Raw genomic sequence first — 21,280 nt, 5'->3', positions numbered from 1 at the left:
TCAAAAGTGCCGGGGGATGGGACGGTCGGTGATCCGTCCCATCCCCCGGCCACCGGCATCCGCTGTGGTGACGCGACGCGCCCACCGAACCCCCCTCCGCGTTCTGATGAGCGGCGCGACCACTGCTTCTTGACGATGCCGACGCTAAGTAAAGACTGCGTTACTCAACGGAACATCGCAAGGTAAAAACGTGCAATTGCACGAAGTTGCATCGCAGGGGTTGCGAGTCGACGCAAGGAGCGGACACCAGCGGAATGCGGCGTTATTCTCGCGGCACGCCGTGAACCCCCTACGGAGTCGCACACAATGCGCAACGAGTCCCGCATCCGGTCAGATCCCTTCGAGACGCTCGGCCTCGATCCTGCCCAGCGTGCGCTCTACACGGCCATTCTGCGGCTGCACAGAGCAACACGCACGGATCTCGCACAGGCCATGGACGGGCCGGTGGAGAGCGTAGGCCGCCAGCTCGACGCCCTCGTCAAGCTGGGGGTGGTCGACGAACGATCGGGCGAATACCTGGCCAGGCACCCGGCCGCGGCGCTCGGCCGGCTGATCGCCGAGCGCCTGGACCGGCTGGCCGAGGAGAGCCGCATGATCGACTCGGCGCTCGGCTCGATCCGGACCCTGATCCACGACTACGACGCCGGCCGGGATTACCAGAGCGGCCCGTTCACCGTGGAAATGGCGAGCGGCGCGGACGTGCTCTACGAAAGCGTGATCGGCATAGCCGTGCAGTCGCCCGGGATGGAATTGCTGACCGCCATTCCGGATGAGCGCACAATGACTGACTTTGTCCGTAAATTTGCGGACCCGTGGATAGATGCGCAAAAACGAAAACTTCTCACGGTTCGCGCTGTCATCCCGGTCGCCACCCTCGCCCTGCCCGGCGTCCGCGACCAACTGATCGAACTCGCCGAGACCGGCGGCAGCGTACGCACGCTGCGCCGCGTCCCGAGCTGGTTCATGACCGCCGGGCCGGAGGTCGCGGGCCTGCCCGCGCTCTGGGGCGGCAACCTGCCCGACCACGCGTACAACTTCTATCTCGTCCGCACGCCGATCGTGGTCGGCGTGCTCCACACGCTCTTCGGCGAGCTGTGGGCCCGGGCCGTGCCCCTCCCCTGGGGGCGCAAAGGAGACGGGATGGTGCAGGTCCTGCGCCTGGCGGCGCAGGGCATGTGCGACGAGTCGATCGCCCGCCAGCTGGGCGTGTCGGTCAGGACGGTACGCGCCAGGTTCGCCGACGCCATGGCCGAGCTGGGCACACAGTCGCGCTTCCACGCAGGTGTGGAGGCCACCCGGCGCGGATGGCTGAGCTAATACTCTCCGCTCGGGCCGCATCGGTCATATGGTGGGAAGGTGCTGGAAGACGTCCCCCGCGACCCGTTCGCGGACGACCCGAACGACCCTTCCTCGGCGATGGGCGCGCTCGACGACGCGGAACCATTGACCGCGCAAGAGCGTGACGAGGCCATCACCGACCTCGCCGACGTCGAGGTCTTCCGCTCTCTGCTCGAACCGCAGGGGGTGCTGGGTCTCGTGCTCGACTGCCCGGAATGCGGCGAGCAGCACTTCTTCGACTGGGAGCTGCTGCGCGGCAACCTACGACAAATGATCGAGAAAGGCCAGCCCCAGGTCCACGAGCCGGCCTTTCACCCCGACCCGGCCGACTACGTCACCTGGGAGTACGCCAGAGGCTACGTCGATGGCGTCATCGACACGGAGGAACGCCGCTGACCGACACCACCGAGCACGGATGTGCCGGCTCGGTCACCGTCACCGATCACGGACGAGCCCAACCCGCCACCCCCGAACACGGAGGAACGCCGGAGATCACCCTCGTCACCGTCAAGCACATCTGTGACGAGAGCGGCCAGCAACCGCACAGCCGGATCGCCGTGGTGGACCGAGCCTCGGTGGAGCATGCTCTGACGGACCCTCTGAGGGTCCTCTCCACGGCCGAGCGCTTCGAGCAGTGCGTCGGTCTCCTCCTCTGGCGTCAAGCCGACTCCAGTTCGGCCATCTGCCGCAACCTGGCCAACGCCCGATGCTGGGCGACGCGGACCGCACCTGGTGACATACCGAGTACATTACCGGTCTCCTCCGCGGACAGCCCTGAGACCACTCGCATGAGCAACAATTCCCGCTGGTTCTCGGGCAGCCGGGCCAGCAGCCTGCGCGCGTGCTCGACCTCGATGTAGCGGACCACGGTCTCCTCGGGTCCCGGCCCGTCGTCCGGGCCGTCCGGCAGATCCTGGGTCGGCACGGCCGACCGCACCGAACTCCGCAGTGCATCTGCCACCTTGTGCGAGGCGATCCCGAACACAAAGGACGCGAAGGGCCGCCCCATGTCCCGGTACCGCGGCAGCGCGGACAACACCGCGATGCACACCTCCTGAGCAACGTCATCGGCAATGTGATATTGCCCTGAAACCCTGCCCAGCCTGGCGCGGCAATACCGCACCACCATCGGACGCAACTCACCGAGCAGAGATTCGATCGCACTGCGATCTCCCTGCACGGCGAGGCTCGTCAGTTCCCTAAGGTCGGAGTCATCCGTCCGTGCCGGAAGTCTCGACGCGAGCCTTACCCCAATTTTGGCGTCGGCGACGCTTCCCTCGCTCACGATAGGCATGATGCCCGCGTTGATCCTGCATGTCGTCATGGCGAACGGCTACGGATTGGTCACATTGAAGCGACGATAACGAGCAGTAATCAATCGGCCACACTAAGGCTTTATTGCTCGACATAATATTTCACTCCACAACCCGAAATGCGCGACAATTGTCAGACCATAGACGCTTATCACCCACTGCCGGTTTACTCCATTAATCCACCTTTTCCCCCCACTTCTCCCCATGTCCGGCCAGGTCACCCCGCGCGAAGGACTCGGCGATGAGGGTTCGGCGCCCGCCCGCGTGCCGCGCTGCGCGGCGGGAATCACCAGGAGGGAGAGGCCCCTCAGCGCTCTACGGGAGGCGCGGATCGTCATGCATTGGCACGCCTACCAGTGGACGGGTGCCGGCGCCGATCGCGACAACGAGGCCGAGCGGCGGCCGGATTCGCCCGACTTCCGGGCGTCCGCCCTGCCCCCGATGCGGACGGGCGATTGGCTGGCCAAGCCCGCCTCGCGGATCGCGGCCAGCTTCGACGACGTCGAGGCGGCGGTCGACTGGCTCGCGGCCGCGTACGGCGACATAGGCGACGCGCTCCTCGTCCCCGACCGCATCCCCTTGGAGGATCGGCTGGCCGGCGCCAGGGACCTGCTGCCGCGCGGTGTGGACGTGCAGTGGGGCGAATGGCTGCAGGGTGGCCGGTTCGCCACCATCGGCATGATCTGCTGCCCGAACCGGCACGCTGCCCATCCCTGCCCGATCCGGCGCAGCGCCGGGGTGGCCGCCCTATAAAGGATCATTCATCGCGGGCGTCGAGCAACTCCAGATACCCCTGAACGGCCTCCCACAGGTGATGCTCCGGATACCGGCCGATCCCCCGGTGCTCTCGCCGCCACTGCCGCTCCCAGTACGAGCGATGCACGGCACGCAGGTGCTCGAGAGCCGCTTCGAGCTCGCCGGCGACCTGCGTCCGCTCCTCCTCGGCGCCGGCCGTCACCCGGCGCAGCCGATCGAAGCGCCGCTCGCCCAGCGCGTCGAGCACACCCCTGTCGGGCCCGTCCAGCGACCAGAACCGGACCGGCCCCCGAATGACGTGGTTCCACACCGGATCCCGGAAAGACCGCCAGTAGGAGGCGATGCCGCCCTGGTCCAGCCGCAGGAAGTCCACCAGCCACGCGGTGCCGGGCGGTTGAGAGCCCCAGGTCACTTCCTCCGGCGGCAGGTTCAGCACGAAGACGGCCTCGATGTGATCAATGGGATCGGCGCCCTCCAGCAGGTCACCGAAGACGTATGCCTCGCGCAGGAACGGCTGCGCCGCCGGCACCCGTCTGGTCTGGTCACACGCCTCGGCGAGCATCCGCACCCTCTCGACCGCCCGCCGGTACTGCATCGTGCGCCCCTCCTCACGTTCGGCTCGCGACCAGCGTACGAGTTGCGCTCGGCGACGCGGCTACAGCGGCGGCAGCCGGGCACCCGGCGCCGATCCACGACGCCCGCTTCGGCAAGATGGGCCAGCAGACCCGGACAGGACGAGGTCGGTCCGGACGGGCGCCGGCGGTACGTCATCGACAATCTCTTCGGCACAGAGCTGTCGAATTCCGGCCGGCCGTCCGACATAAGGGTGTAGGTACGAAGTCCACCACTGAAAGGAAGACCCCGTGGCCCAGTACGCGATCCTCCTGTACGCAACGGCCCCCGCCGATGCCGACGATCTGACCCCCGAGCAGCGCGAGGCGCACCAGCGGCACGCCGACGAGCTGGGTGACGCCATGCTCACGGCGTTCGCGCTCCAGCCCAGCACCACCGCCACCTCCATCCGCGGCGACGCCGTCACGGACGGGCCTTTCGTCGATGCCAAGGAGGTCGTCGCCGGGATCTGCGTCATCGAGGCCCCCGACCTGGACGCCGCCCTGGAAATGGCCCGCCGCAATCCCATCACCCAGCTGGGCGGCGGCGTCGAGGTGCGGCCCGTGGCGAGCGGGTTCGTCAGGGGATGACGGACGTCGAAGCGGCGGTCGCGGACGCGCACCGCCGCCGGTGGGCCCTGGTCCTCGCTTCCACGGCGCGCGTGGCCGGGGACCTGGACCTGGCCGAGGAGTGCGTGCAGGAAGCGTACGCCGCGGCGCTGACCGGCTGGGCGCGCGACGGCATCCCCGACAACCCGGCGGCCTGGCTCACCACCACGGCCAGGCGCCGCGCCATGGACGCGGTGCGGCGCGAGCGGGTGTTCCGCTCGAAGCTGCCGCTGCTGATCGAGCCCGAGCCGGAGGAGCCGGCGGACGAGGACGACATGAACGGACCCGAGGACGCGGTGCCGGACGAGCGTCTGCGCCTGGTCTTCATGTGCTGCCACCCGGCGCTGGCGCAAGAGGCGCAGCTGGCGCTCACCCTCAGGCTGGTGTGCGGGGTGTCCACCGGGGACATCGCCCGCGCGTTCCTGGTGCCGGAGACGACGATGGCCGCCCGGCTGACCCGGGCGAAGAAGAAGATCTCGGTCGCCAGGATCCCGTACCGGGTGCCGGGCGCGGCGGCGTTGCCCGACCGGCTGCGCGGGGTGCTCGGTGTGATCCATCTGCTCTTCACCACCGGGTACACCGCGCCGTCGGGTGCGTCGCTCCTGCGTACGGACCTGATGGACCAGGCGCTGCACCTCGCGCGCATGCTGCGCGAGTTGATGCCCGACGAGCGGGAGGTGTGGGGGCTGCTCGCCCTGCTGCTGGTCACCGACGCCCGGCGGGCCACCAGGGTGGACTCCCGCGGCCGGTTGCTGCGGCTGGAGGAGCAGGATCGGTCGCGATGGGACCGAACCGCGATCGCCGAGGCGCACGAGCTGATCGTGGGCGGCCTGCGCGGCGGGCAGCCGGGGCGTTATGTGTTGCAGGCCGCGATCGCGTCCCTGTACGCCGAGGCGCCGGCCTACGACCGGACGGACTGGCCGCAGATCGTGACCTTGTACGACGAGCTGCTGAAGGTATGGCCGTCCCCGGTGGTGGCGCTGAACCGCACGGTGGCCCTGGCCCGCGTCTGCGGCCCGGCGCAGGCTCTCGCCGAGGTGGAGGAGCTGGAGAAGGACACCCGCCTCGCGGGATACCAGTATCTGCCCGCGATCAAGGCGGACCTGCTGCGCGAGCTCGGCCGCGCCGAGGAGGCGTCGGCCGCGTACCGGAAGGCACTGGAGCTCACCACGAACGAGGCCGAGCGGGAGTTCCTGACCGGACGCCTCGCGGAGCTCCGGTAGAACGTCGTACGGCCCGCGTCCCATGCGCATGGGACGCGGGCCGTACGACGGACGGACGGGTCAGTGGCCGTGGCCGTGACCGTGGCCCTGGCCGGCGGCCGGGGCCTCCTCCTCGGGCTTGTCCACCACGAGCACCTCGGTGGTGAGCAGCATGCCCGCGATGGAAGCCGCGTTCTGCACGGCCGACCGCGTGACCTTCACCGGGTCGATGACGCCCTGGTCGAGCAGGTTGCCGTATTCGCCGGTCGCGGCGTTGAGGCCGTGACCAGGCTGCAGCTCGGCAATCTTGTGGGTGACCACGTAGCCCTCGAGACCGGCGTTCTCGGCGATCCAGCGGGCCGGCTCGACAAGCGCGCGCCGGACCACGCCGACACCCGTGGCCTCGTCGCCCGACAGACCGAGGTCGTCGAGGTCCTTGGAGACGTGGATGAGCGCGGAGCCACCGCCGGAGACGATGCCCTCCTCGATCGCCGCGCGCGTCGCGGAGATCGCGTCCTCGAGGCGGTGCTTCTTCTCCTTGAGCTCGACCTCGGTGGCGGCGCCGACACGCAGCACGCACACACCGCCGGCGAGCTTGGCCAGACGCTCCTGCAGCTTCTCGCGGTCCCAGTCGGAGTCGGACTGCTCGATGGCGAGCCTGATCTCCTTGACGCGGTCCTCGATGGCCTGCTGGTCACCGGCGCCGTCGACGATGGTCGTGGCGTCCTTGGTGACCACGATGCGGCGGGCCTGGCCGAGCACCTCGAGACCGACGTGCTCCAGCTTGAGGCCGACCTCCTCGCTGACGACCTGGCCGCCGGTGAGGATGGCCATGTCCTGCAGCATCGCCTTGCGGCGGTCGCCGAAGCCGGGGGCCTTGACGCCCACGGAGGTGAACGTGCCGCGGATCTTGTTGGTAACCAGGACGGCCAGGGCCTCGCCCTCGACGTCCTCGGCCACCACGAGCAGCGGCTTCTTCGTCTGGGCGATCTTCTCCAGCAGCGGCAGGAAGTCCGCGATGGAGGAGATCTTGCTCTGGGTGAGCAGGATGTAGGCGTCCTCCAGGACGGACTCCATCCGCTCGGGGTCGGTCACCATGTAGGCCGACAGGTAGCCCTTGTCGAACTGCATGCCCTCGGTGAACTCGAGCTCCATGCCCATGGCGTTGGACTCTTCGACGGTGAGCACACCGTCCTTGCCCACCTTGTCGAACGCCTCGGCGATCAGGTCGCCGATCTGTGCGTCCTGAGCGGAGATCGTGGCGACATTCGCGATCTCCTTCTTGTCCTCGACCGGGCGGGCGCTGGCGAGCAGCTTGTCGCTGATCTCCTTGGCGGCCTTGTCGATGCCGCGCTTGAGCGACAGCGGCGAGGCGCCGGCGGCGACGTTGCGCAGGCCCTCGCGGACCATGGCCTGGGCCAGGACGGTCGCGGTGGTGGTGCCGTCACCCGCGATGTCGTTGGTCTTGGTCGCCACTTCCTTGGCGAGCTGGGCGCCGAGGTTTTCGTAGCGCTCCTCCAGCTCGATCTCACGAGCGATGGTCACACCATCGTTCGTGATCGTCGGCGCACCGAACTTCTTGTCGATGACGACGTTGCGGCCACGCGGGCCGAGGGTTACCTTGACGGCGTCCGCGAGGGCGTTGACGCCGCGCTCAAGCGCGCGGCGGGCGTCCTCGTCGAACTCCAGGATCTTCGCCATTGCTGAAAGTCCTCTCCTAGCGTCGAAAGCCCCGGTCGCCCTGAAGAGCGCCCGGGGCTCGACACATCCGGCTTACTTCTCGATGATCGCGAGAACATCGCGGGCGGAGAGCACGAGGTACTCCTCGCCGCCGTACTTGACCTCGGTGCCGCCGTACTTGCTGTAGAGGACGATGTCGCCCTCCGAGACGTCGAGCGGAATCCGCTTGTCTCCGTCCTCGTCCCAGTTGCCAGGGCCCACCGCGAGGACCTTGCCCTCCTGCGGCTTCTCCTTGGCGGTGTCTGGGATGACCAGACCGGAAGCGGTCGTCTGCTCAGCCTCAAGCGGCTGAACCACGATGCGGTCGCCGAGCGGCTTAACGGGAACCTTAGTGGCGGTCGTCACGATCGGACCTCCCCTTCAGATATGAATGATCTAGAAGAGGCGACCAGCTGGGCCTGCCGTCGCGGGTGTCAGACCTGCCTCGTCGCACGTTGGCACTCTCAAGGTGAGAGTGCCAACAGGAAACATATGCAAGAGGGGCTTGACAGTCAACACGAACGCGTCTGCTCAGAGCGATCAGGCCTCATTCGGCGTACGAACCCTGTGTGAGGTCGGCCACGATGCCGGGCCGGACGGGACTCCAGCCGAGGGCCTGGCGGGTGCGGGCGGCGCTGACCCGCTGACTGATCGACAGCGCGTGCGCGAAGCCCTCACCGAGCAGTTCGGCCGCCTCCTCGAGCGGCCAGGGCTCGGCCGCCTCCTTGACGCCGGCCGACCTGGCCGCCGCCTCGGCCACGGCGGCCACGGACACGGCTTCCTCGCTGACGGCGTGGTAGACGGTCGCCTCGCCCTTCTCGACCGCGGTCACGATCAGCTCGGCCAGGTCCTCCACGTGCACGAACGTCCACGTCGGCGCCTCACCGCCGGCCGAGACGTACACGCCGGTCCCGCGCTGGGCGGCCTGGCCGCGCAGCAGCGCCGGGATGCCCGCGCCGCGCCCGTGCACGACGCCGGGGCGCACCACGGAGCCGCCTCCGTCCAGAATGAGCCGCTCCACCTCGTGCCGGTACGCCACGAGCGGAATCGGATTCGCCGGGCTGTCCTCGTCCGCGCCGTCGGTCTCGCCGAGCACCCACACGCCGCTCACATAGACGACCCGCTTGCCCGACCCGGCCAGAGCGGCGATGGTCGCCAGGTCGGTGCCCTGGTCGCCGGTCAACTGGCCCGCGTGCATGATCGCGTCGATGTCGGGGGTGATCGCGGCCTGCAGGGTCAAGGCGTCCGCCAGGTCTCCGTGCCGCTCCTCGGCCGCGGCCGGCACCCGTCTGGCTCCGCCGGCCGCGGGCCGTACGAACGCCGCCACCTCATGGCCCCGCTCGATCAGCCGCTCAACCACGGCCGCGCCGATGTAGCCCGTCGCCCCGGCAACCAGCACCTTCATTGTCCCACCTCAAAAGTTTTGACATTGAACATTTCCACGCAGAAGGTATAACACGCCGTCAAACATTTCAATGTCGTACGATTAGCCGCATGGACGACGTGGTCGACGCGATGCTCGGACAGTGGGCGTGCGCCCGGCCCGACGTCGACGTATCCCCGCTGGGTGTGATCGGCCGGGTGTCGCGGGCGTCGCGGCTGCTGGAGCGGGGGGTCAAGGAGTTCCTGGCCGAGCACGGGCTGGAGGCGTGGGAGTTCGACATGCTGACCACGCTGCTCAGGAGCGGCGATGACGCCACCATGTGCATGAAGGACGTGTCGGCGGCTGCGATGATCAGCCCGGGCGCGCTCACCAACCGTATGGACCGCCTGGTGGAGCGCGGCCTGGTGGAGCGCTGGCCGGCGCCGGGCAACCGCAGGATGACGCTGGTCACGCTGACGGACGAGGGGCGGCGGGTGGCCAACGACCTGCTGGAGCGGCACACGGCCAACGAGGACCACCTGCTGTCCGGGCTCTCCGCCCCCGACCGCGACGCCCTGGCCGGCCTTCTCCGCAAACTCCTCCTTTCCCTCGGCGACACCGCACCCGTGTGACATGGCCGCGCCCCGAGGTCGCGGGAGCCGTCTCGAGGGGTCTCGAGGGCGCGATAACGTCGTGTGACGTGGACCTCGACGCGTTCAACGAGCTGCTGACGACGCGCGGCCAACGGGCGCTGGCCGAGGCCGGTGAGCTCACCGGCGCGGACCCGGTCGCCGCCGCCACGAAGCTGCGCAAAACGTATGACGCCCCTCTCACCTCGGCCGCCCTGACCCAGGCCGGCCTGCGGGAACGTGCCAAGGCCAAATTCGGCGAGGACGCCCGGGGGATGTACTTCACGCACCACGGCCTGGAGCAGTCCACGCGGGCGGAGGTGGCCGCGCACCGCGCCCGCCGCCTGGCCGGGGCCTCGGTCGTCGACGCCTGCTGCGGCATCGGCGGCGACTTCCTGGCCCTGGCCCGCGCCGGCTGCACGGTGACGGCCGTGGACATCGACCCCCTGACGGTCGCCGTGGCCAGAGCCAACGCCGAGGCGCTCGGGCTGGCCGACCGGGTGACGGTGACCATTGGGGACGCGGCCGCCGTCCGGCCGGAGGATTACGACGTGCTGTTCGCCGACCCGGCACGGCGGACGAGCCGGGGCAGGACGTTCGACCCCCTGACTTACTCGCCGCCCTGGCCCGTGGTGCTCGGCCTGGTCTCCAGGGCCGAGCGGGCCTGCCTCAAGGTCGCACCGGGCATCCCGTACGAGTTCATCCCGGCGCAGGCCGAGGCCGAGTGGGTCTCGTACAAGGGCGAGGTCAAGGAGGCCAGCCTCTGGATCGGGACCGGGGAGCGGCCGACCCGCCGCGCCACGCTGCTGCCCGGCGGTCACACCCTGACCTCCGCCGACGTCAAGGCCCCGGTCGGCGCGATGGGACGCTACATCTACGAGCCCGACGGCGCCGCCATCCGGGCTCACCTCGTGGGCGAAGTGGCCGAGCTGGTCGGCGGCCGCCTGCTCGATCCGCTGGTGGCGTACATCGCGGCCGACGAGCCGGTGGACACCCCATGGGCCGCGAGATACGAAGTCGAGGACATTATGCCGTTCTCGCTGAAAAAGCTACGTGCGGCCCTCCGTGAACGGCAAATTGGAAATGTCACCATCAAAAAGCGCGCCTCCGCCCTCGACATCGAGCGCCTGCGTGCAGATCTGCGACTCAATGGGGACAAGTCGGCAGTAATCATCTTGACGCGGATCATGGCGCGGCCATATGCCCTCATCTGCGACACCTCCCCACCTGCCTGAACAGGGAAACCGGCCATTCTTGCGTTAACCGCGATCTTTCAATTTCAGCCCTGACGGACCTTGATCGAAAGGCTAAGGTGGGCGGGCGGGAGTTCTCCCCCGAATGCGGTTACCCGCGTTCTCGCCTTTTCATCTGCAAACCGGACCTACCCCACCGCTGCGCGGCAGACCGTCGGCGACGCGAAGGAGCCTTTCGGTGGACAATTCCAACCACACCACCCTTCTTCTTCAGGCAGGAGGCCACTCCCCCATCTCCGAGAGGATGCGCGACCTGCTCCAGCGCGCCGCCCAGGATCACGTCTACGAGCAACGCACGCAGGGCGCCGTGCTCGACGAGATCCGCCAGCGGCTCGAGGGCATGGAGTGGCTGCTTCGCGAGGTACGCGAGCGCGAGCTGGGCGGTCTGAGCGGCACCCTGGAGTCGGTCAACGGGCGGCTGGAGGACATCACCATCAAGCCGCCGATGTGGGCGGAGGGCCTGGCCCAGCACGTGGAGGCGGTGCGCGACCACGTCGACACCGTCGACGAGCGCGTGGGCCAGCGCCTGCAGTCCGTGCTCGACACCACCGATGGCATCACCAAGGGCATGTCCGATTTCGCCACACTGCTGGCCGGCCTCAACGCCAGCATGGAAGCCGCCGCCAGCCGCTTCACCAGACTCGACAAGTCGGTGGCCGAGCTCGTCACCCGGACCGACCGGGTGGAGTCGGCGGTCGGCGCGCTGTCCGAGGACGTCAACGATCGGCTGGCCGGCGCGGCCGAGCAATTGGCCGGCAAGGTAGACGCGGCCGAGCAGCGCCTGACGACCCGCCTGGAGGCGACCGGCGAGCACCTGACCTCCCGGCTGGACGAGACCGACCAGAGCCTCACCCTCAGGCTCGACGACACCCACCACCGCCTGACCACCAAACTGGACGAGGCCGACCGCCGCCTCACCACCAAGCTCGACGAGACCGACGAGCGGCTCACGGCCCGGCTGGAGGAGAGCCACCGGCACCTGTCCGCCCGGCTCGAGGAGGCGGACCAGCAGCTGTCCGGCCGGCTCGACGCGGCGGACGAGCGGCTGTCCGGCCGGCTCGACGCGGCGGACGAGCGGCTCACCGCACGCCTCAAGGAGGCCGACGCGCAGCTCAACGACCGCCTGACCGACGTCGAGCAGCGCCTCACCACCCGGCTCGACGAGACCGACCAGCACCTGGCCGTGCAGCTCGGCGAGAGCGAGCAGCGCCTGGCCGGGCAACTCGGCGAGAGCGAGCAGCGCCTGACGGCCAGGCTCGACGGCGTGGACTCCAGGCTCGATCGGGTCGAGGGAAGGTTGCACGGGTTCGACACCCGGCTCACCGGGTTCGACGGCCGGCTGGAGTCCGCCGACGAGTGCCTGGCCGACATCGACGCCAGGCTCGACGGCCTCGACGGCAGGATGGGCGGCGTCGACAAGCGGCTCGGGGGCATGGACGGCCGGCTCGGCGCGGTGGACGAGCGGCTGGGCACCATGGATGGCCACCTGGGCAGGCACGATGACCGTTTCGACAGGCTCGACGTACGCATCGACACCCGCTTCACCGCGCTGGACGAGCGTGTGGCCACCACCGACCAGCGCCTGGGCGAGACCGCCACGCGCAACGAGGGCCGCTTCAACCGGCTCGACAGCCAGATGGACGCCATGGACGAGCGGCTCAGCGAGGCCGAGGAGCACCTGAGCGACCGCTTCGACGCGATCGACGGCCACCTCGGCGGGCTCGACACCCGCTTCAACGGCCTCGCCACCCACATGAACGGGCTGGCCAGGCGCGCCGAGCAGGCCGGCGCTCATCTGGAGGCGGTGGACGACCGCATCGAGGCCGTCAACGAGCGGGTGGGGCGGCTCCCCGCGGCCCTGGGCTCCGAGCTCCAGTCGCAGGCAGGCGATCAGGCCGCACGCCTGGCCGCGGCCGCCGACACGCTGACCGACCTCGTCAGGTCCCGTCCCGACCGCGACGAGCTGGCCCAGACGGTCACCGGCATCGTCGAGCCGGCGGCCACCGACCTCACCAAGCGCCTGAGCGCCCTGGAGGAGACGATGCTGGTCCTGGCCGAGGCGCTGCTGCGCCCCAGCAGGTCCAAAGACTGAGTGCCGGTCTGCGCTCGCGCGCCCTGGGCGTGCGGGCGTCAGACGTGGACCGTGGTGATCGGCAGGGAGGAGTCGGCCGGGATCTCCAGACTCGACGGCGCGACACCGGCCGCGACCAGGTCAGAGCCCAGCGCGGCGACCATGGCTCCGTTGTCGGTGCACAGCCCGGGACGGGGCACCCGCAGCCGCACCCCGGCCGCGTCGCATCGCTCCTGGGCCAGTGCCCGCAGCCGGGAGTTGGCCGCCACGCCGCCCCCGATCAGCAGGTCCGCCACGTCGTACTTCCGGCACGCCTGCAGCGCCTTACGGGTCAGGACGTCCACCACGGCCTCCTGGAAGGAGGCGGCCACGTCCGGCACGTGGATGGACTCGCCCGCCCTCTCACGGGCCTCGATCCAGCGAGCCACGGCCGTCTTGAGCCCGGAGAAGGAGAAGTCGAGCGTGCCGTCGTCGATCTTGCCGCGCGGAAAGGCGATCGCCGTGCCGGAGCCCTCGCGGGCGGCCCGGTCGATGTGCGGGCCGCCGGGGAACGGCAGCCCCAGCACCCGCGCCACCTTGTCGAACGCCTCCCCGGCCGCGTCGTCCACGGTGGACCCGAGCGAGATCACGTCCTCGGCCACGTCAGGCACGAGCAGCAGCGACGAATGACCGCCGGAGACCAGCATGGCGATGCACGGCTTGGGCAGCGGGCCGTGCTCCAGCTGGTCGACGGCGACATGGGCGGCCAGGTGGTTGACGCCGTAGAGCGGGACGCCGAGGCCGAGCGCGTAGGATTTGGCCGCCGCGACCCCGACCAGCAACGCGCCCGCCAGCCCAGGACCGGCCGTGACGGCGATGGCGTCGAGGTCGGTGAGCTTGAGCCCGGATGCGGCCAGCGCGGCCTCCACGGTCGGCGTCATGGCCTCCAGATGGGCGCGGGAGGCGACCTCGGGCACCACGCCGCCGAACCTGGCGTGCTCCTCCATGCTGGAGGCAATGGTGTTGGCCAGCAGCGTGTGGCCCCTGACGATGCCGATGCCGGTCTCGTCACAGGACGTCTCGATGCCCAGGACCAGTGGTTCGTCAGCCATCCAGGTTCCTTCTCATCATGATCGCGTCGGTGCCGTCGTCGTAGTAGCGGCGGCGGGTGCCGATCTCCTCGAAACCGAAATGCCGGTAGACGGCCTGTGCGCGCGGGTTGTCGGCGCGTACTTCGAGGAAGATCTCCCGCGCTCCCCTGCGGCGCGCCTCGGCCAGCAGCTCGGTCAGCATCGCGCTGCCGATACCGGTGCCCTGGTGCTTCTCCAGCACCGCGATGGTCTGCACGTCGGCCTGGTCGGCCGCGGCGGCGAGCCCGGCGTAGGCGACGATCTCGTCATCGACCAGCGCCACCACGTAGTGGCGCGAGCGCGGCATGTCGGCCAGCTCGCCGCGCATCATGCTCTCGCTCCACGCGTCGAGCGGAAACGTGGCCCGCTCGATCTCCATGACCGCCGGCAGGTCGGTCTCAGTCATCGGCCGGAGCTTCACGCCGTCACCCTCTTGGGCGCTCCTGGCACCACGGCGTCGGGCCGGCGTAGATAGATCGGGCGGGGCGGATCGAGCGGAGTGCCTTGCGCGAGCCGTTCGGCCGCGAGTGAAGCCAGAGCGCCGGCGTAGGGGTACAGAGGAGCGTCGCTCTGCCCGAAAATATCGGGATAAAGGTCTGCACCGGCTCCCACGACCGGCAACCCGTCGACCGGCACCTGCGCGGGCCGGTCCACGAAGGGACCGTCGAGCCTGGTGCGCATGTCCGCATAACGCGCCCAGAAGACCTCTTTGCGCCGCGCGTCGGTGGCCACCAGGAACGGCTCGGTGAGGCCGCCGCCGTACGCGACCGCGTCAAGCGTGCAGATGCCGTACGCGGGCACGCCCAGCGTCGTGGCCAGCCCCTGCGCGGTCATCAGCCCGACGCGCAGCCCGGTGTAAGGACCGGGGCCGCTGCCCGCCACGATGGCGGTCACGTCGCGCAGCGCCGCCCCCGCCTCGCCCAGCACCCGCTGGATGGTGGGAACGAGCAGCTCGCCGTGACGCCGGGCGTCGATCGTCGTGGACTCGGCGAGCACCCGCTCGCCGTCGTGAAGCGCGGCGGTGACGGCGGGCGTCGCGGTATCAAAAGCCAGGACCAGCACGACTGTTTAGCCTACCTGCAGGGCGGCTCTCACCCGGCCGTATCCTCGGGACCAGCCGGTACGCCGCCACAGCCGATCGAGCGCGGGCAGGCGGGCGGCTCATACCTGCGATGCGTAGACGATGATGTTGTCCAGGTATTCGCCCTTGGCGTAGTCGAACTTGCCGCCGCAGGTCACCAGCTTGAGCCCGTCCTCGACGTACACGCGTTTGATCGGGAAGCTGTCCTTGTGCACCTGCTCGATCGAGTCGACCTTGTACGTCACGGTCTTGCCGTCGCTGCGCTCGACCTTCACGGTCTCGCCCTTGCGTAACTGCCTGAGCTTGTAGAACACGGCCGGCGCGGTCTTGGTGTCCACGTGGCCGATGATCACGGCGGCGCCCTTCTCGCCGGGCACGGCGCTGCCCGAGTACCAGCCGGCCAGCTTGGGCTTCTCGTATGGAGGCAGCTCAACGTCGCCGTTCTTCTCCAGGCCGAGCTTCATCAGCGGGGCCTCGACGTCGATGGAGGGGATGTCGATGCTCTTGGGTACGACGTTCGCGGCGGGAGTGGAGTCGGTCTGCTGCATGCCCCTGCCGAACGCGAACAGCAGCAGGCCCGTCACGGCCCCGGCGAGCACCACCCGTCCTGGGCGGGCCATCGTGTTATGCCCGGTTACGCCGCTTGACCGCGAAGGCGATGCCGCCGGCCAGGGCCAGGGCGATCAGCACGCCCGCGGGGCCGAGCGGGATCGAGGACTCGTCGCTGACGTCCTGCGCGTACGTGCCGCCGCCGCCGGCCCTGGGCGCCTTGGTCGGCACGTTGGTCGGCAGCGCCTCGCCCGAGACGACCCGCAGCCGGGCTGTCCCCATGTCGTTGGTGCCGTCACACTTGACGTTGACGGTGTACGTGCCGCGTCTGACCGTTCCCCCGACCTGCGCCGAGCCGCGCACCCAGGGTGAGCCGCCGGCGGCGCCGGTCGGTGTGGGGGAGCTCCCGCCCGAGGGCACCGGGTCGAGCGTGGCGCCGCTGACGAACGCCGTGGACGTGGCGGTGCCGGTGTGCGCGGGACCACCGCTCGGGAGCGGGCAGTTGGCCAGGATCCACACTGTCGAGGTCTGGCCGGCCGTGACACGGTCGGGGTTGAGCTGGACCTGGATGGTGGGCCGGGTGACGCTCGGTCGCGGGCTGGCCGACGTCGGGGTGGCTGTGGGGGTCCCACCCGGGGTGGTGGCCGTGCCGGTGGCTGTGGGTGTCGGTGTGGCTGTGGGGGTGGTTTCGGCCGAGGCCGTGCAGCCGGTCGTCAGACCGACCATGACGATGGCTCCCGCATACGCGACTCGCCTGACCCTGAGCACCGGCCGCACCCCACTTTGCCGTCTTGCCACCAGCATCCACCCAAAACGTGGATGTCGCCCCTCCTGATACCCAGAAAATCTGGGCGAATCCCTAGCCAACGATCATGATTTACATCATCGGCCCGGTACGTCAAGGGTGCCAGCTTTGCCGGGAATTGATCGCGATTTTAATCTTCTAGCCGATCAAACGGCGTGTCGGCCCATCGCGGGCCCACGGCGCGCAACGTCACGATCCTGACCTCGTCGCCGGCCTCGCGGTCGATGTGGACCTCCAGCCGGTCGTCGGACAGGCCCTCGACCAGGCCTTCGCCCCACTCGACGACCGTGACGGACTCATCCAGCGAGGCGTCCAGGTCCAGGTCGTCCACTTCCAGGTCGCCGCCCAGCCGGTAGGCGTCGGCGTGCACCAGCGGCGGGCCCTGGTGCAGCGACGGGTGCACACGGGCGATCACGAACGTGGGCGAGGTGATGGGCCCGCGTACTTTGAGTCCTTCGGCGAGCCCTTGCACGAGCGTGGTCTTGCCGGCGCCGAGCGGCCCGGACAGCACGACCAGGTCGCCGGCGCGCAGGAACGCGGCCAGGCGGGCGCCGTACGCGCGCATGTCCTCGGCGGTCACCGCCCTCACTCGTCCTCCACCCGCTTGACCAGGTCGCGCAGCGCGTCGTTGACGACGCCGGGACGTTCGAGCTGGATCAGGTGAGAGGTGTCGGGCACCTCCGTCAGCTGGGCTTTGGGCAGCGCGGCGGCCATGGCCTTGCTGTGATCGGGCGGGGTCAGCCAGTCCCGGTCGCCGACCACGATCGCGGTCGGCACGGGGTCGAGCACGTGCAGGGCGGACAGCTTGTCGTGGTTCATCAGCGCCGGGTAGAAGTCGGCGACCACCTCGGTCGGCGTCGCCCTGATCATGGACTCGGCGAAGTCGACGACGGTGGGGCTGATGTTCTTGGAGTCGCCGAAGCCGATGAAGCGGGTGATCAGGAAGGCGATGTCGCTGCCGGCGCTGCGGGTCCTGTCGACCAGCGAGCCTCGCTTGCCCAGCATCGAGACCGTGGACGGCGCGACCTTGTGCACGACCTTGGAGACCATCGCCGGCAGGCCCAGCGTCAGCTCGGCCAGCTTGCCCGCCGAGGTCGAGATGAGCGCCACGGCGCGGATCTTCTCGCCGAACAGATCGGGATAGCGGTCGGCGAGCGCCATGATCGTCATGCCGCCCATGGAGTGGCCGACCAGCACGCACGGGCCCGGCACGAACTCCTCGATCACCTCGGCGAGGTCCTCACCCAGCCGGTCGATCGTGCTGTCGTCGGCGCCGGCACGCTGGGAACGGCCGTGCGAGCGCTGGTCCCACAGGACGACGCGGTAGTTCTCGCGCAGGTCCTTGCGCTGGTAGTGCCAGGACTCCAGGCTGAGGCAGTAGCCGTGACAGAGCACGATCGTCAAGGGCGCGGCGTGCTCATGGTCGCGACCGCTTCGGGGCTCGTTGGCATCGTTGCTCTCGCTCTCTCCCCCCGAGCTCCTTCGCTCCTCGGGACCGTCGATCTCGACATGCAGCGCCACCCCGTCGGAGGTGACGAGCGTGCGCTCCCTGCCCCGCAGCTCGCCGAACGGCTCGCTGGCCTCGGTGTCGGGGCGCAGCCTGATCCGGCCGACCGCGTAGCGCTTGGCCAGCGCCGCCGCCGCGACACCGGCGGACGCCGCGCCGACGAGCGCGCCGGCGATCCCTACCCTGCGCCGTGTTGTCGTCGTCATCTCCCCGATCCTTCTTATGCCCGACCCTGGTAAACCCGCGGCACTCGCGAGCCGATCCTCGTCACGATTTCATGCGTGATCGTGCCGAGCGTATCCGCCCACTCCTGAGCGGTCGGCTCGCCCCCGTCACCGGGGCCGAACAGCACGACCTCCTCGCCCGCCGCGAGCGGGTCGTCACCCATGTCGATCATGAACTGGTCCATGCACACCCGGCCGGCGATCAGCCTGCGGCGGCCGCCCGCCAGCACCTCGGCCCTGCCCGTGGCGTGCCTGAGTATGCCGTCGGCATAGCCGAGCGGGACAAGTCCGAGCGTGGTCTCGCGGTCGGTGACGTAGAGGTGAGCGTAGGACACTCCCGAGCCCTCAGGGACCCGCTTGACCAGCCCGACCTGGGCGGTGAGCGTCATGGCCGGCCGGAGGCCGAAGTCGCCCAGCTCGGGGATCGGGCTCAGGCCGTACATCGCGATGCCGGACCTGACCAGGTCGTAGCGGGCTTCGGGGAGCGTCATGATGGCGGCGGAGTTGGAGATGTGCCTGATCACGTGGGAGCCGGCCGCGCCTGCCTGCTCGGCCAGCTTCAGCGCGGCCTCGAACGCCTCCAGCTGCTGCTGGATCGACGGGTGACCGGGGATGTCGGCGCAGGCGAAGTGGGACCAGAGGCCGACGATCTCGATGACGCCCTCGGCCCGCAGCTCCAGAGCCCTGGCCAGCAACGGCGGCCAGGTGGCGAGCGGCGAGCCGCCCCTGCTCATGCCGGTGTCGGCCTCCAGGTGCAGCTTCGCGGTGCGTCCTGTGCGCCGGGCGGCGGCGGCGATCTCGTCGAGCAGCCGCTCGTCGGCGGCCGACAGCTCGACGTCCTGCGCCAGCGCCTCATCGAGCGGCTCGCCCGGCGTGATGAGCCAGGCCAGGATCGGCGCGGTCACACCGCCCGCGCGCAACTCCAGCGCCTCCCTGACGAACGCGGTGCCGAGCCGGCTCGCGCCCCCCTCCAGCACGGCCGCGGAGCACGGCACCAGGCCGTGTCCGTAGGCGTCCGCCTTGACGGCGCCCATCAGCTCGGTGCCGGCCGCGCGCTCCTTGAGCAGGGCCACGTTGTGTCTGATCGCGGCCAGGTCCACCCGTGCCTGCGCGGGCGTGGCCATCGGGGAGTACATCCTTCTAGTGTGGCAGCTCAGACGTGTGGTCGAGCGCGATTCGCACCGCTCACGCGGCTGCCCCGCAACTTTCGCCCCACATCACCCCGCCTCGCCCGCAGAACGCACGCGCCGGGCACAAGCCGCCCCGCCCGCAGAACGCAAGCACCGGGCACAAGCCGCCCCGCTCGGCACGGGCACGCCGTGCGGCCCGTCAGGTGTTGTCGCTGCTCACCGCTCGCATGGCAGCCGGGATCGCCGTAGCGACGTCGGCCGCCGCGAGCGGGGCGCCGTCCGCGGCCATGCGGCCGGCCAGCCCGTGCAGGTATGCCGCACAGGCCGCGGCGTCGTAGCAGCTCAGCCCTTGGGCGAGCAGCGCGCCCGCCACGCCGGACAGCACGTCGCCGGTGCCGCCGGTGGCCAGCCAGGACGTGCCGGTGCCGTTGACGCGTACCGGCCTGGAGTCCTCGGCGATCATCGTGGTCGACCCCTTGAGCAGCACGGTCACGCCCAGCTCGGCGGCCGCCCGGCGGGTGTGCTCCAGTCTGGCGGCCTCGATGTCGTCGCGGTCGGCCCGGATCAGCCTGGCCAGCTCCCCGGCATGCGGCGTGATCAGCACCGGCGCGCTGCGGAACAGCAGCGAGCGTTCCCTGGCCACCAGCGTCAGCGCGTCGGCGTCGATCAGCACCGGCACCTGCGACTCGAGCACCCTGGTCGCCAGCTCGTGCGCCCAGTCGTCGGTGCCGAGTCCCGGCCCGAGCACCCAGGCCTGCACCCGCCCGACGTCATCGATCGAAGGCCGCTCCAGCTGGGTGATCACCGCCTCCGGCCAGTGCGCACGCACCTGCGCCACGGGGGCGGCCGGCCCGGCATAGCGCACCATGCCCGCCCCGGCACGCAGCGCCCCGCCCACGGCGAGCACGGCGGCGCCCGTGTACAGATCGCTTCCGGCCGCGACGCCCAGCACGCCCCTGCGGTATTTGTCCGACTCCTTGCCCGGGCGCGGCAGCAAGACGTCCACATCGCCGTCGGTGAGCGCGGCCACGTCGGGGTCGGGCAGGTAGGACCCGAGCCCGATGTCCACCAGCTCGGCCCTCCCCGCGCAGTCGGCTCCGGGATCGACGAGCAGTCCCGTCTTGTAGGCGCCCATGGTGACGGTCACCCGGGCGCGCACGGCCGTCCCCTGCACCCGCCCGGTGCTCGCGTCCACGCCGCTCGGCACGTCCACCGCGACGATCGGGCCGCGGGCCGCGTTCGCCTCCTGGACGAGCTCACGGTACGGCTCCCGCAGCGCCCCGCTCGCCCCGATCCCGACGAGCCCGTCGACGATCAGGTCGGCCCGGTCGAGCGCCGCCAGGTCGACCACCCGCCCGCCGGCCTCCTGAAGCGCCGCCAGGCCCGCCTGGTGCGTCCTGGACCCGGCCAGGATGGCGCCCACCCACGCCCCGCGCCTGGCCAGGCGCTCACCGGCGTAGAGCGCGTCGCCGCCGTTGTCGCCGCTGCCGACGAGGAGCACGACGCGTCTGCCGTAGACGCTGCCGAGCAGGTCGGCGCAGACGGCGGCGAGCCCGGCGGCGGCCCGCTGCATGAGCGTGCCCGGCGGCAGCTTCGCCATGAGCACCTGCTCGGCGGCCCGGATCTGGTCGGCGGTGTAGGCAGTGCGCATGATCCGAAGCTATCCCTCCGCGATCACATAGGCCACGGCCACTCCCGCATCGTGGCTGAGCGACACGTGCCAGCGCTTGACTCCGAGGTCGTAGGCGACCTCGGCGGCCTTGCCGGTGACCCGCAGCTCCGGCTTGCCCAGCTCGTCGCAGCGCACCTCCGCCTCCAGGTGCCCCAGCCCCTTGGGTGCGCCGAGCGCCTTGGCGACGGCTTCCTTGGCGGCGAACCTGGCGGCCAGCGAGTGCACCGGGAGCGGCCGCTCGAGGTCGGTGAACAGCCGCTCGCGCAGCTGCGGCGTACGTTCGAGCGCCGCCTCGAAGCGGGCGATGTCCACGACGTCCACGCCGATGCCCAGGATCAC

Annotated in this window: 22 protein-coding genes and 1 pseudogene; 8 read left to right on the top strand and 15 right to left on the bottom strand. The window is 70.1% G+C overall.

Annotation, left to right across the window (positions count from 1 at the left end; genetic code table 11):
- Positions 1-306 precede the first annotated feature (306 nt).
- Both Q9G87_RS53820 and Q9G87_RS53815 read left to right on the top strand, forming a co-directional pair.
- Positions 307-1,317 carry a helix-turn-helix transcriptional regulator gene (locus Q9G87_RS53820; RefSeq protein ID WP_305924450.1) on the top strand — a complete coding sequence of 337 codons (1,011 nt, stop codon included), beginning with the start codon at positions 307-309 and terminating at the stop codon, positions 1,315-1,317.
- Positions 1,318-1,356: 39 nt separating this feature from the next.
- Entirely contained in the window at positions 1,357-1,734 is a 378-nt protein-coding gene (locus tag Q9G87_RS53815) for a DUF5319 domain-containing protein (protein ID WP_127939638.1), read from the top strand.
- Between the two features lie 262 nt (positions 1,735-1,996).
- Here the strand turns inward: Q9G87_RS53815 and Q9G87_RS53810 are convergent, their stop codons facing one another.
- On the bottom strand, positions 1,997-2,632 hold the full coding sequence (locus Q9G87_RS53810; RefSeq protein WP_305924480.1) for a sigma-70 family RNA polymerase sigma factor: 636 nt from the start codon (positions 2,630-2,632) through the stop codon (positions 1,997-1,999).
- Between the two features lie 223 nt (positions 2,633-2,855).
- On the opposite strand from Q9G87_RS53810, the gene Q9G87_RS53805 reads away from it, so the two are divergent.
- Positions 2,856-3,404 (top strand): hypothetical protein, encoded by a 549-nt coding sequence (locus Q9G87_RS53805; protein ID WP_305924449.1) that lies wholly within the window; start codon positions 2,856-2,858, stop codon positions 3,402-3,404.
- Between the two features lie 4 nt (positions 3,405-3,408).
- Here Q9G87_RS53805 and Q9G87_RS53800 read toward each other — a convergent pair whose 3' ends face one another.
- Positions 3,409-4,002 (bottom strand): DUF7711 family protein, encoded by a 594-nt coding sequence (locus Q9G87_RS53800; protein WP_305924448.1) that lies wholly within the window; start codon positions 4,000-4,002, stop codon positions 3,409-3,411.
- 268 nt (positions 4,003-4,270) lie between these two features.
- Between Q9G87_RS53800 and Q9G87_RS53795 the strand changes: the two genes are divergently transcribed.
- On the top strand, positions 4,271-4,609 hold the full coding sequence (locus Q9G87_RS53795; RefSeq protein WP_305924447.1) for a YciI family protein: 339 nt from the start codon (positions 4,271-4,273) through the stop codon (positions 4,607-4,609).
- A complete protein-coding gene (locus Q9G87_RS53790; protein ID WP_305924446.1) occupies positions 4,606-5,850 on the top strand; it encodes an RNA polymerase sigma factor in 1,245 nt (414 codons plus the stop codon). The genes Q9G87_RS53795 and Q9G87_RS53790 overlap by 4 nt, the downstream gene beginning before the upstream one ends.
- A 60-nt stretch (positions 5,851-5,910) precedes the next feature.
- Here the strand turns inward: Q9G87_RS53790 and groL are convergent, their stop codons facing one another.
- The 3 genes from groL to Q9G87_RS53775 form a co-directional block, all read right to left on the bottom strand.
- The gene (gene groL, locus Q9G87_RS53785; RefSeq protein ID WP_305924445.1) at positions 5,911-7,530 is read right to left on the bottom strand and encodes a chaperonin GroEL; all 1,620 of its coding nucleotides are present in this window, start codon (positions 7,528-7,530) and stop codon (positions 5,911-5,913) included.
- 72 nt (positions 7,531-7,602) lie between these two features.
- Positions 7,603-7,914, bottom strand: coding sequence for a co-chaperone GroES (gene groES / locus Q9G87_RS53780; protein ID WP_043623565.1), 312 nt, complete (start codon positions 7,912-7,914; stop codon positions 7,603-7,605).
- Positions 7,915-8,095: 181 nt separating this feature from the next.
- The gene (locus Q9G87_RS53775) at positions 8,096-8,953 is read right to left on the bottom strand and encodes an NAD-dependent epimerase/dehydratase family protein (RefSeq protein WP_305924444.1); all 858 of its coding nucleotides are present in this window, start codon (positions 8,951-8,953) and stop codon (positions 8,096-8,098) included.
- Between the two features lie 89 nt (positions 8,954-9,042).
- On the opposite strand from Q9G87_RS53775, the gene Q9G87_RS53770 reads away from it, so the two are divergent.
- The 3 genes from Q9G87_RS53770 to Q9G87_RS53760 all read left to right on the top strand — a co-directional run bounded on the left by Q9G87_RS53770 (position 9,043) and on the right by Q9G87_RS53760 (position 12,885).
- Positions 9,043-9,543, top strand: coding sequence for a MarR family winged helix-turn-helix transcriptional regulator (locus tag Q9G87_RS53770; protein ID WP_305924443.1), 501 nt, complete (start codon positions 9,043-9,045; stop codon positions 9,541-9,543).
- A 68-nt stretch (positions 9,544-9,611) separates the two neighbouring features.
- Positions 9,612-10,775: a class I SAM-dependent methyltransferase gene (locus Q9G87_RS53765; protein WP_305924442.1), complete on the top strand. Its 1,164-nt coding sequence runs from the start codon at positions 9,612-9,614 to the stop codon at positions 10,773-10,775.
- Between the two features lie 196 nt (positions 10,776-10,971).
- Complete coding sequence (locus Q9G87_RS53760) at positions 10,972-12,885, top strand: apolipoprotein A1/A4/E domain-containing protein (RefSeq protein WP_305924441.1); 1,914 nt, start codon at positions 10,972-10,974, stop codon at positions 12,883-12,885.
- A gap of 38 nt (positions 12,886-12,923) precedes the next feature.
- Here Q9G87_RS53760 and tsaD read toward each other — a convergent pair whose 3' ends face one another.
- The 10 genes and pseudogenes from tsaD to Q9G87_RS53710 all read right to left on the bottom strand — a co-directional run bounded on the left by tsaD (position 12,924) and on the right by Q9G87_RS53710 (position 21,280).
- Positions 12,924-13,955: a tRNA (adenosine(37)-N6)-threonylcarbamoyltransferase complex transferase subunit TsaD gene (gene tsaD, locus Q9G87_RS53755; RefSeq protein WP_305924440.1), complete on the bottom strand. Its 1,032-nt coding sequence runs from the start codon at positions 13,953-13,955 to the stop codon at positions 12,924-12,926.
- A pseudogene (gene rimI, locus Q9G87_RS53750) lies at positions 13,948-14,478 on the bottom strand (ribosomal protein S18-alanine N-acetyltransferase); the annotation flags it as partial. The pseudogene rimI and the gene tsaD, both read right to left, overlap by 8 nt.
- Positions 14,391-15,035 carry a tRNA (adenosine(37)-N6)-threonylcarbamoyltransferase complex dimerization subunit type 1 TsaB gene (tsaB, locus tag Q9G87_RS53745; protein ID WP_305924438.1) on the bottom strand — a complete coding sequence of 215 codons (645 nt, stop codon included), beginning with the start codon at positions 15,033-15,035 and terminating at the stop codon, positions 14,391-14,393. The gene tsaB and the pseudogene rimI, both read right to left, overlap by 88 nt.
- A gap of 99 nt (positions 15,036-15,134) precedes the next feature.
- Entirely contained in the window at positions 15,135-15,674 is a 540-nt protein-coding gene (locus tag Q9G87_RS53740; RefSeq protein ID WP_305924437.1) for a class F sortase, read from the bottom strand.
- Between the two features lie 4 nt (positions 15,675-15,678).
- Positions 15,679-16,329 (bottom strand): hypothetical protein, encoded by a 651-nt coding sequence (locus Q9G87_RS53735; RefSeq protein WP_305924436.1) that lies wholly within the window; start codon positions 16,327-16,329, stop codon positions 15,679-15,681.
- A gap of 209 nt (positions 16,330-16,538) precedes the next feature.
- A complete protein-coding gene (gene tsaE / locus Q9G87_RS53730; protein ID WP_305924479.1) occupies positions 16,539-16,973 on the bottom strand; it encodes a tRNA (adenosine(37)-N6)-threonylcarbamoyltransferase complex ATPase subunit type 1 TsaE in 435 nt (144 codons plus the stop codon).
- A gap of 20 nt (positions 16,974-16,993) precedes the next feature.
- Complete coding sequence (locus Q9G87_RS53725) at positions 16,994-18,121, bottom strand: alpha/beta fold hydrolase (RefSeq protein ID WP_305924435.1); 1,128 nt, start codon at positions 18,119-18,121, stop codon at positions 16,994-16,996.
- A gap of 14 nt (positions 18,122-18,135) precedes the next feature.
- Positions 18,136-19,263 (bottom strand): alanine racemase, encoded by a 1,128-nt coding sequence (gene alr / locus Q9G87_RS53720; RefSeq protein ID WP_305924478.1) that lies wholly within the window; start codon positions 19,261-19,263, stop codon positions 18,136-18,138.
- A 205-nt stretch (positions 19,264-19,468) separates the two neighbouring features.
- Positions 19,469-20,920, bottom strand: coding sequence for an NAD(P)H-hydrate dehydratase (locus Q9G87_RS53715; protein ID WP_305924434.1), 1,452 nt, complete (start codon positions 20,918-20,920; stop codon positions 19,469-19,471).
- Between the two features lie 9 nt (positions 20,921-20,929).
- Positions 20,930-21,280, bottom strand: a complete 351-nt coding sequence (locus Q9G87_RS53710; protein WP_305924433.1) for a holo-ACP synthase — start codon at positions 21,278-21,280, stop codon at positions 20,930-20,932.

It is taken from the genome of Nonomuraea turcica (genome assembly GCF_030718205.1).
Classification (GTDB): domain Bacteria; phylum Actinomycetota; class Actinomycetes; order Streptosporangiales; family Streptosporangiaceae; genus Nonomuraea.
The sequence above is the reverse complement of the archived record's forward strand: the minus strand, read 5'-3'. Positions and strand labels throughout refer to the sequence as shown.

Bases quoted from the DNA above. Each gene is read 5' to 3' on its own strand.
- Q9G87_RS53820 (WP_305924450.1), top strand. From the start codon at position 307: ATGCGCAACGAGTCCCGCATCCGGTCAGATCCCTTCGAGACGCTCGGC.
- Q9G87_RS53810 (WP_305924480.1), bottom strand. From the start codon at position 2,632: ATGCCTATCGTGAGCGAGGGAAGCGTCGCCGACGCCAAAATTGGGGTA.
- Q9G87_RS53805 (WP_305924449.1), top strand. From the start codon at position 2,856: ATGTCCGGCCAGGTCACCCCGCGCGAAGGACTCGGCGATGAGGGTTCG.
- Q9G87_RS53800 (WP_305924448.1), bottom strand. From the start codon at position 4,002: ATGCAGTACCGGCGGGCGGTCGAGAGGGTGCGGATGCTCGCCGAGGCG.
- Q9G87_RS53790 (WP_305924446.1), top strand. From the start codon at position 4,606: ATGACGGACGTCGAAGCGGCGGTCGCGGACGCGCACCGCCGCCGGTGG.
- groL (WP_305924445.1), bottom strand. From the start codon at position 7,530: ATGGCGAAGATCCTGGAGTTCGACGAGGACGCCCGCCGCGCGCTTGAG.
- Q9G87_RS53775 (WP_305924444.1), bottom strand. From the start codon at position 8,953: ATGAAGGTGCTGGTTGCCGGGGCGACGGGCTACATCGGCGCGGCCGTG.
- Q9G87_RS53770 (WP_305924443.1), top strand. From the start codon at position 9,043: ATGGACGACGTGGTCGACGCGATGCTCGGACAGTGGGCGTGCGCCCGG.
- tsaD (WP_305924440.1), bottom strand. From the start codon at position 13,955: ATGGCTGACGAACCACTGGTCCTGGGCATCGAGACGTCCTGTGACGAG.
- Q9G87_RS53740 (WP_305924437.1), bottom strand. From the start codon at position 15,674: ATGGCCCGCCCAGGACGGGTGGTGCTCGCCGGGGCCGTGACGGGCCTG.
- Q9G87_RS53735 (WP_305924436.1), bottom strand. From the start codon at position 16,329: ATGGTCGGTCTGACGACCGGCTGCACGGCCTCGGCCGAAACCACCCCC.
- tsaE (WP_305924479.1), bottom strand. From the start codon at position 16,973: ATGCGCGCGTACGGCGCCCGCCTGGCCGCGTTCCTGCGCGCCGGCGAC.
- Q9G87_RS53725 (WP_305924435.1), bottom strand. From the start codon at position 18,121: ATGACGACGACAACACGGCGCAGGGTAGGGATCGCCGGCGCGCTCGTC.
- alr (WP_305924478.1), bottom strand. From the start codon at position 19,263: ATGGCCACGCCCGCGCAGGCACGGGTGGACCTGGCCGCGATCAGACAC.
- Q9G87_RS53715 (WP_305924434.1), bottom strand. From the start codon at position 20,920: ATGCGCACTGCCTACACCGCCGACCAGATCCGGGCCGCCGAGCAGGTG.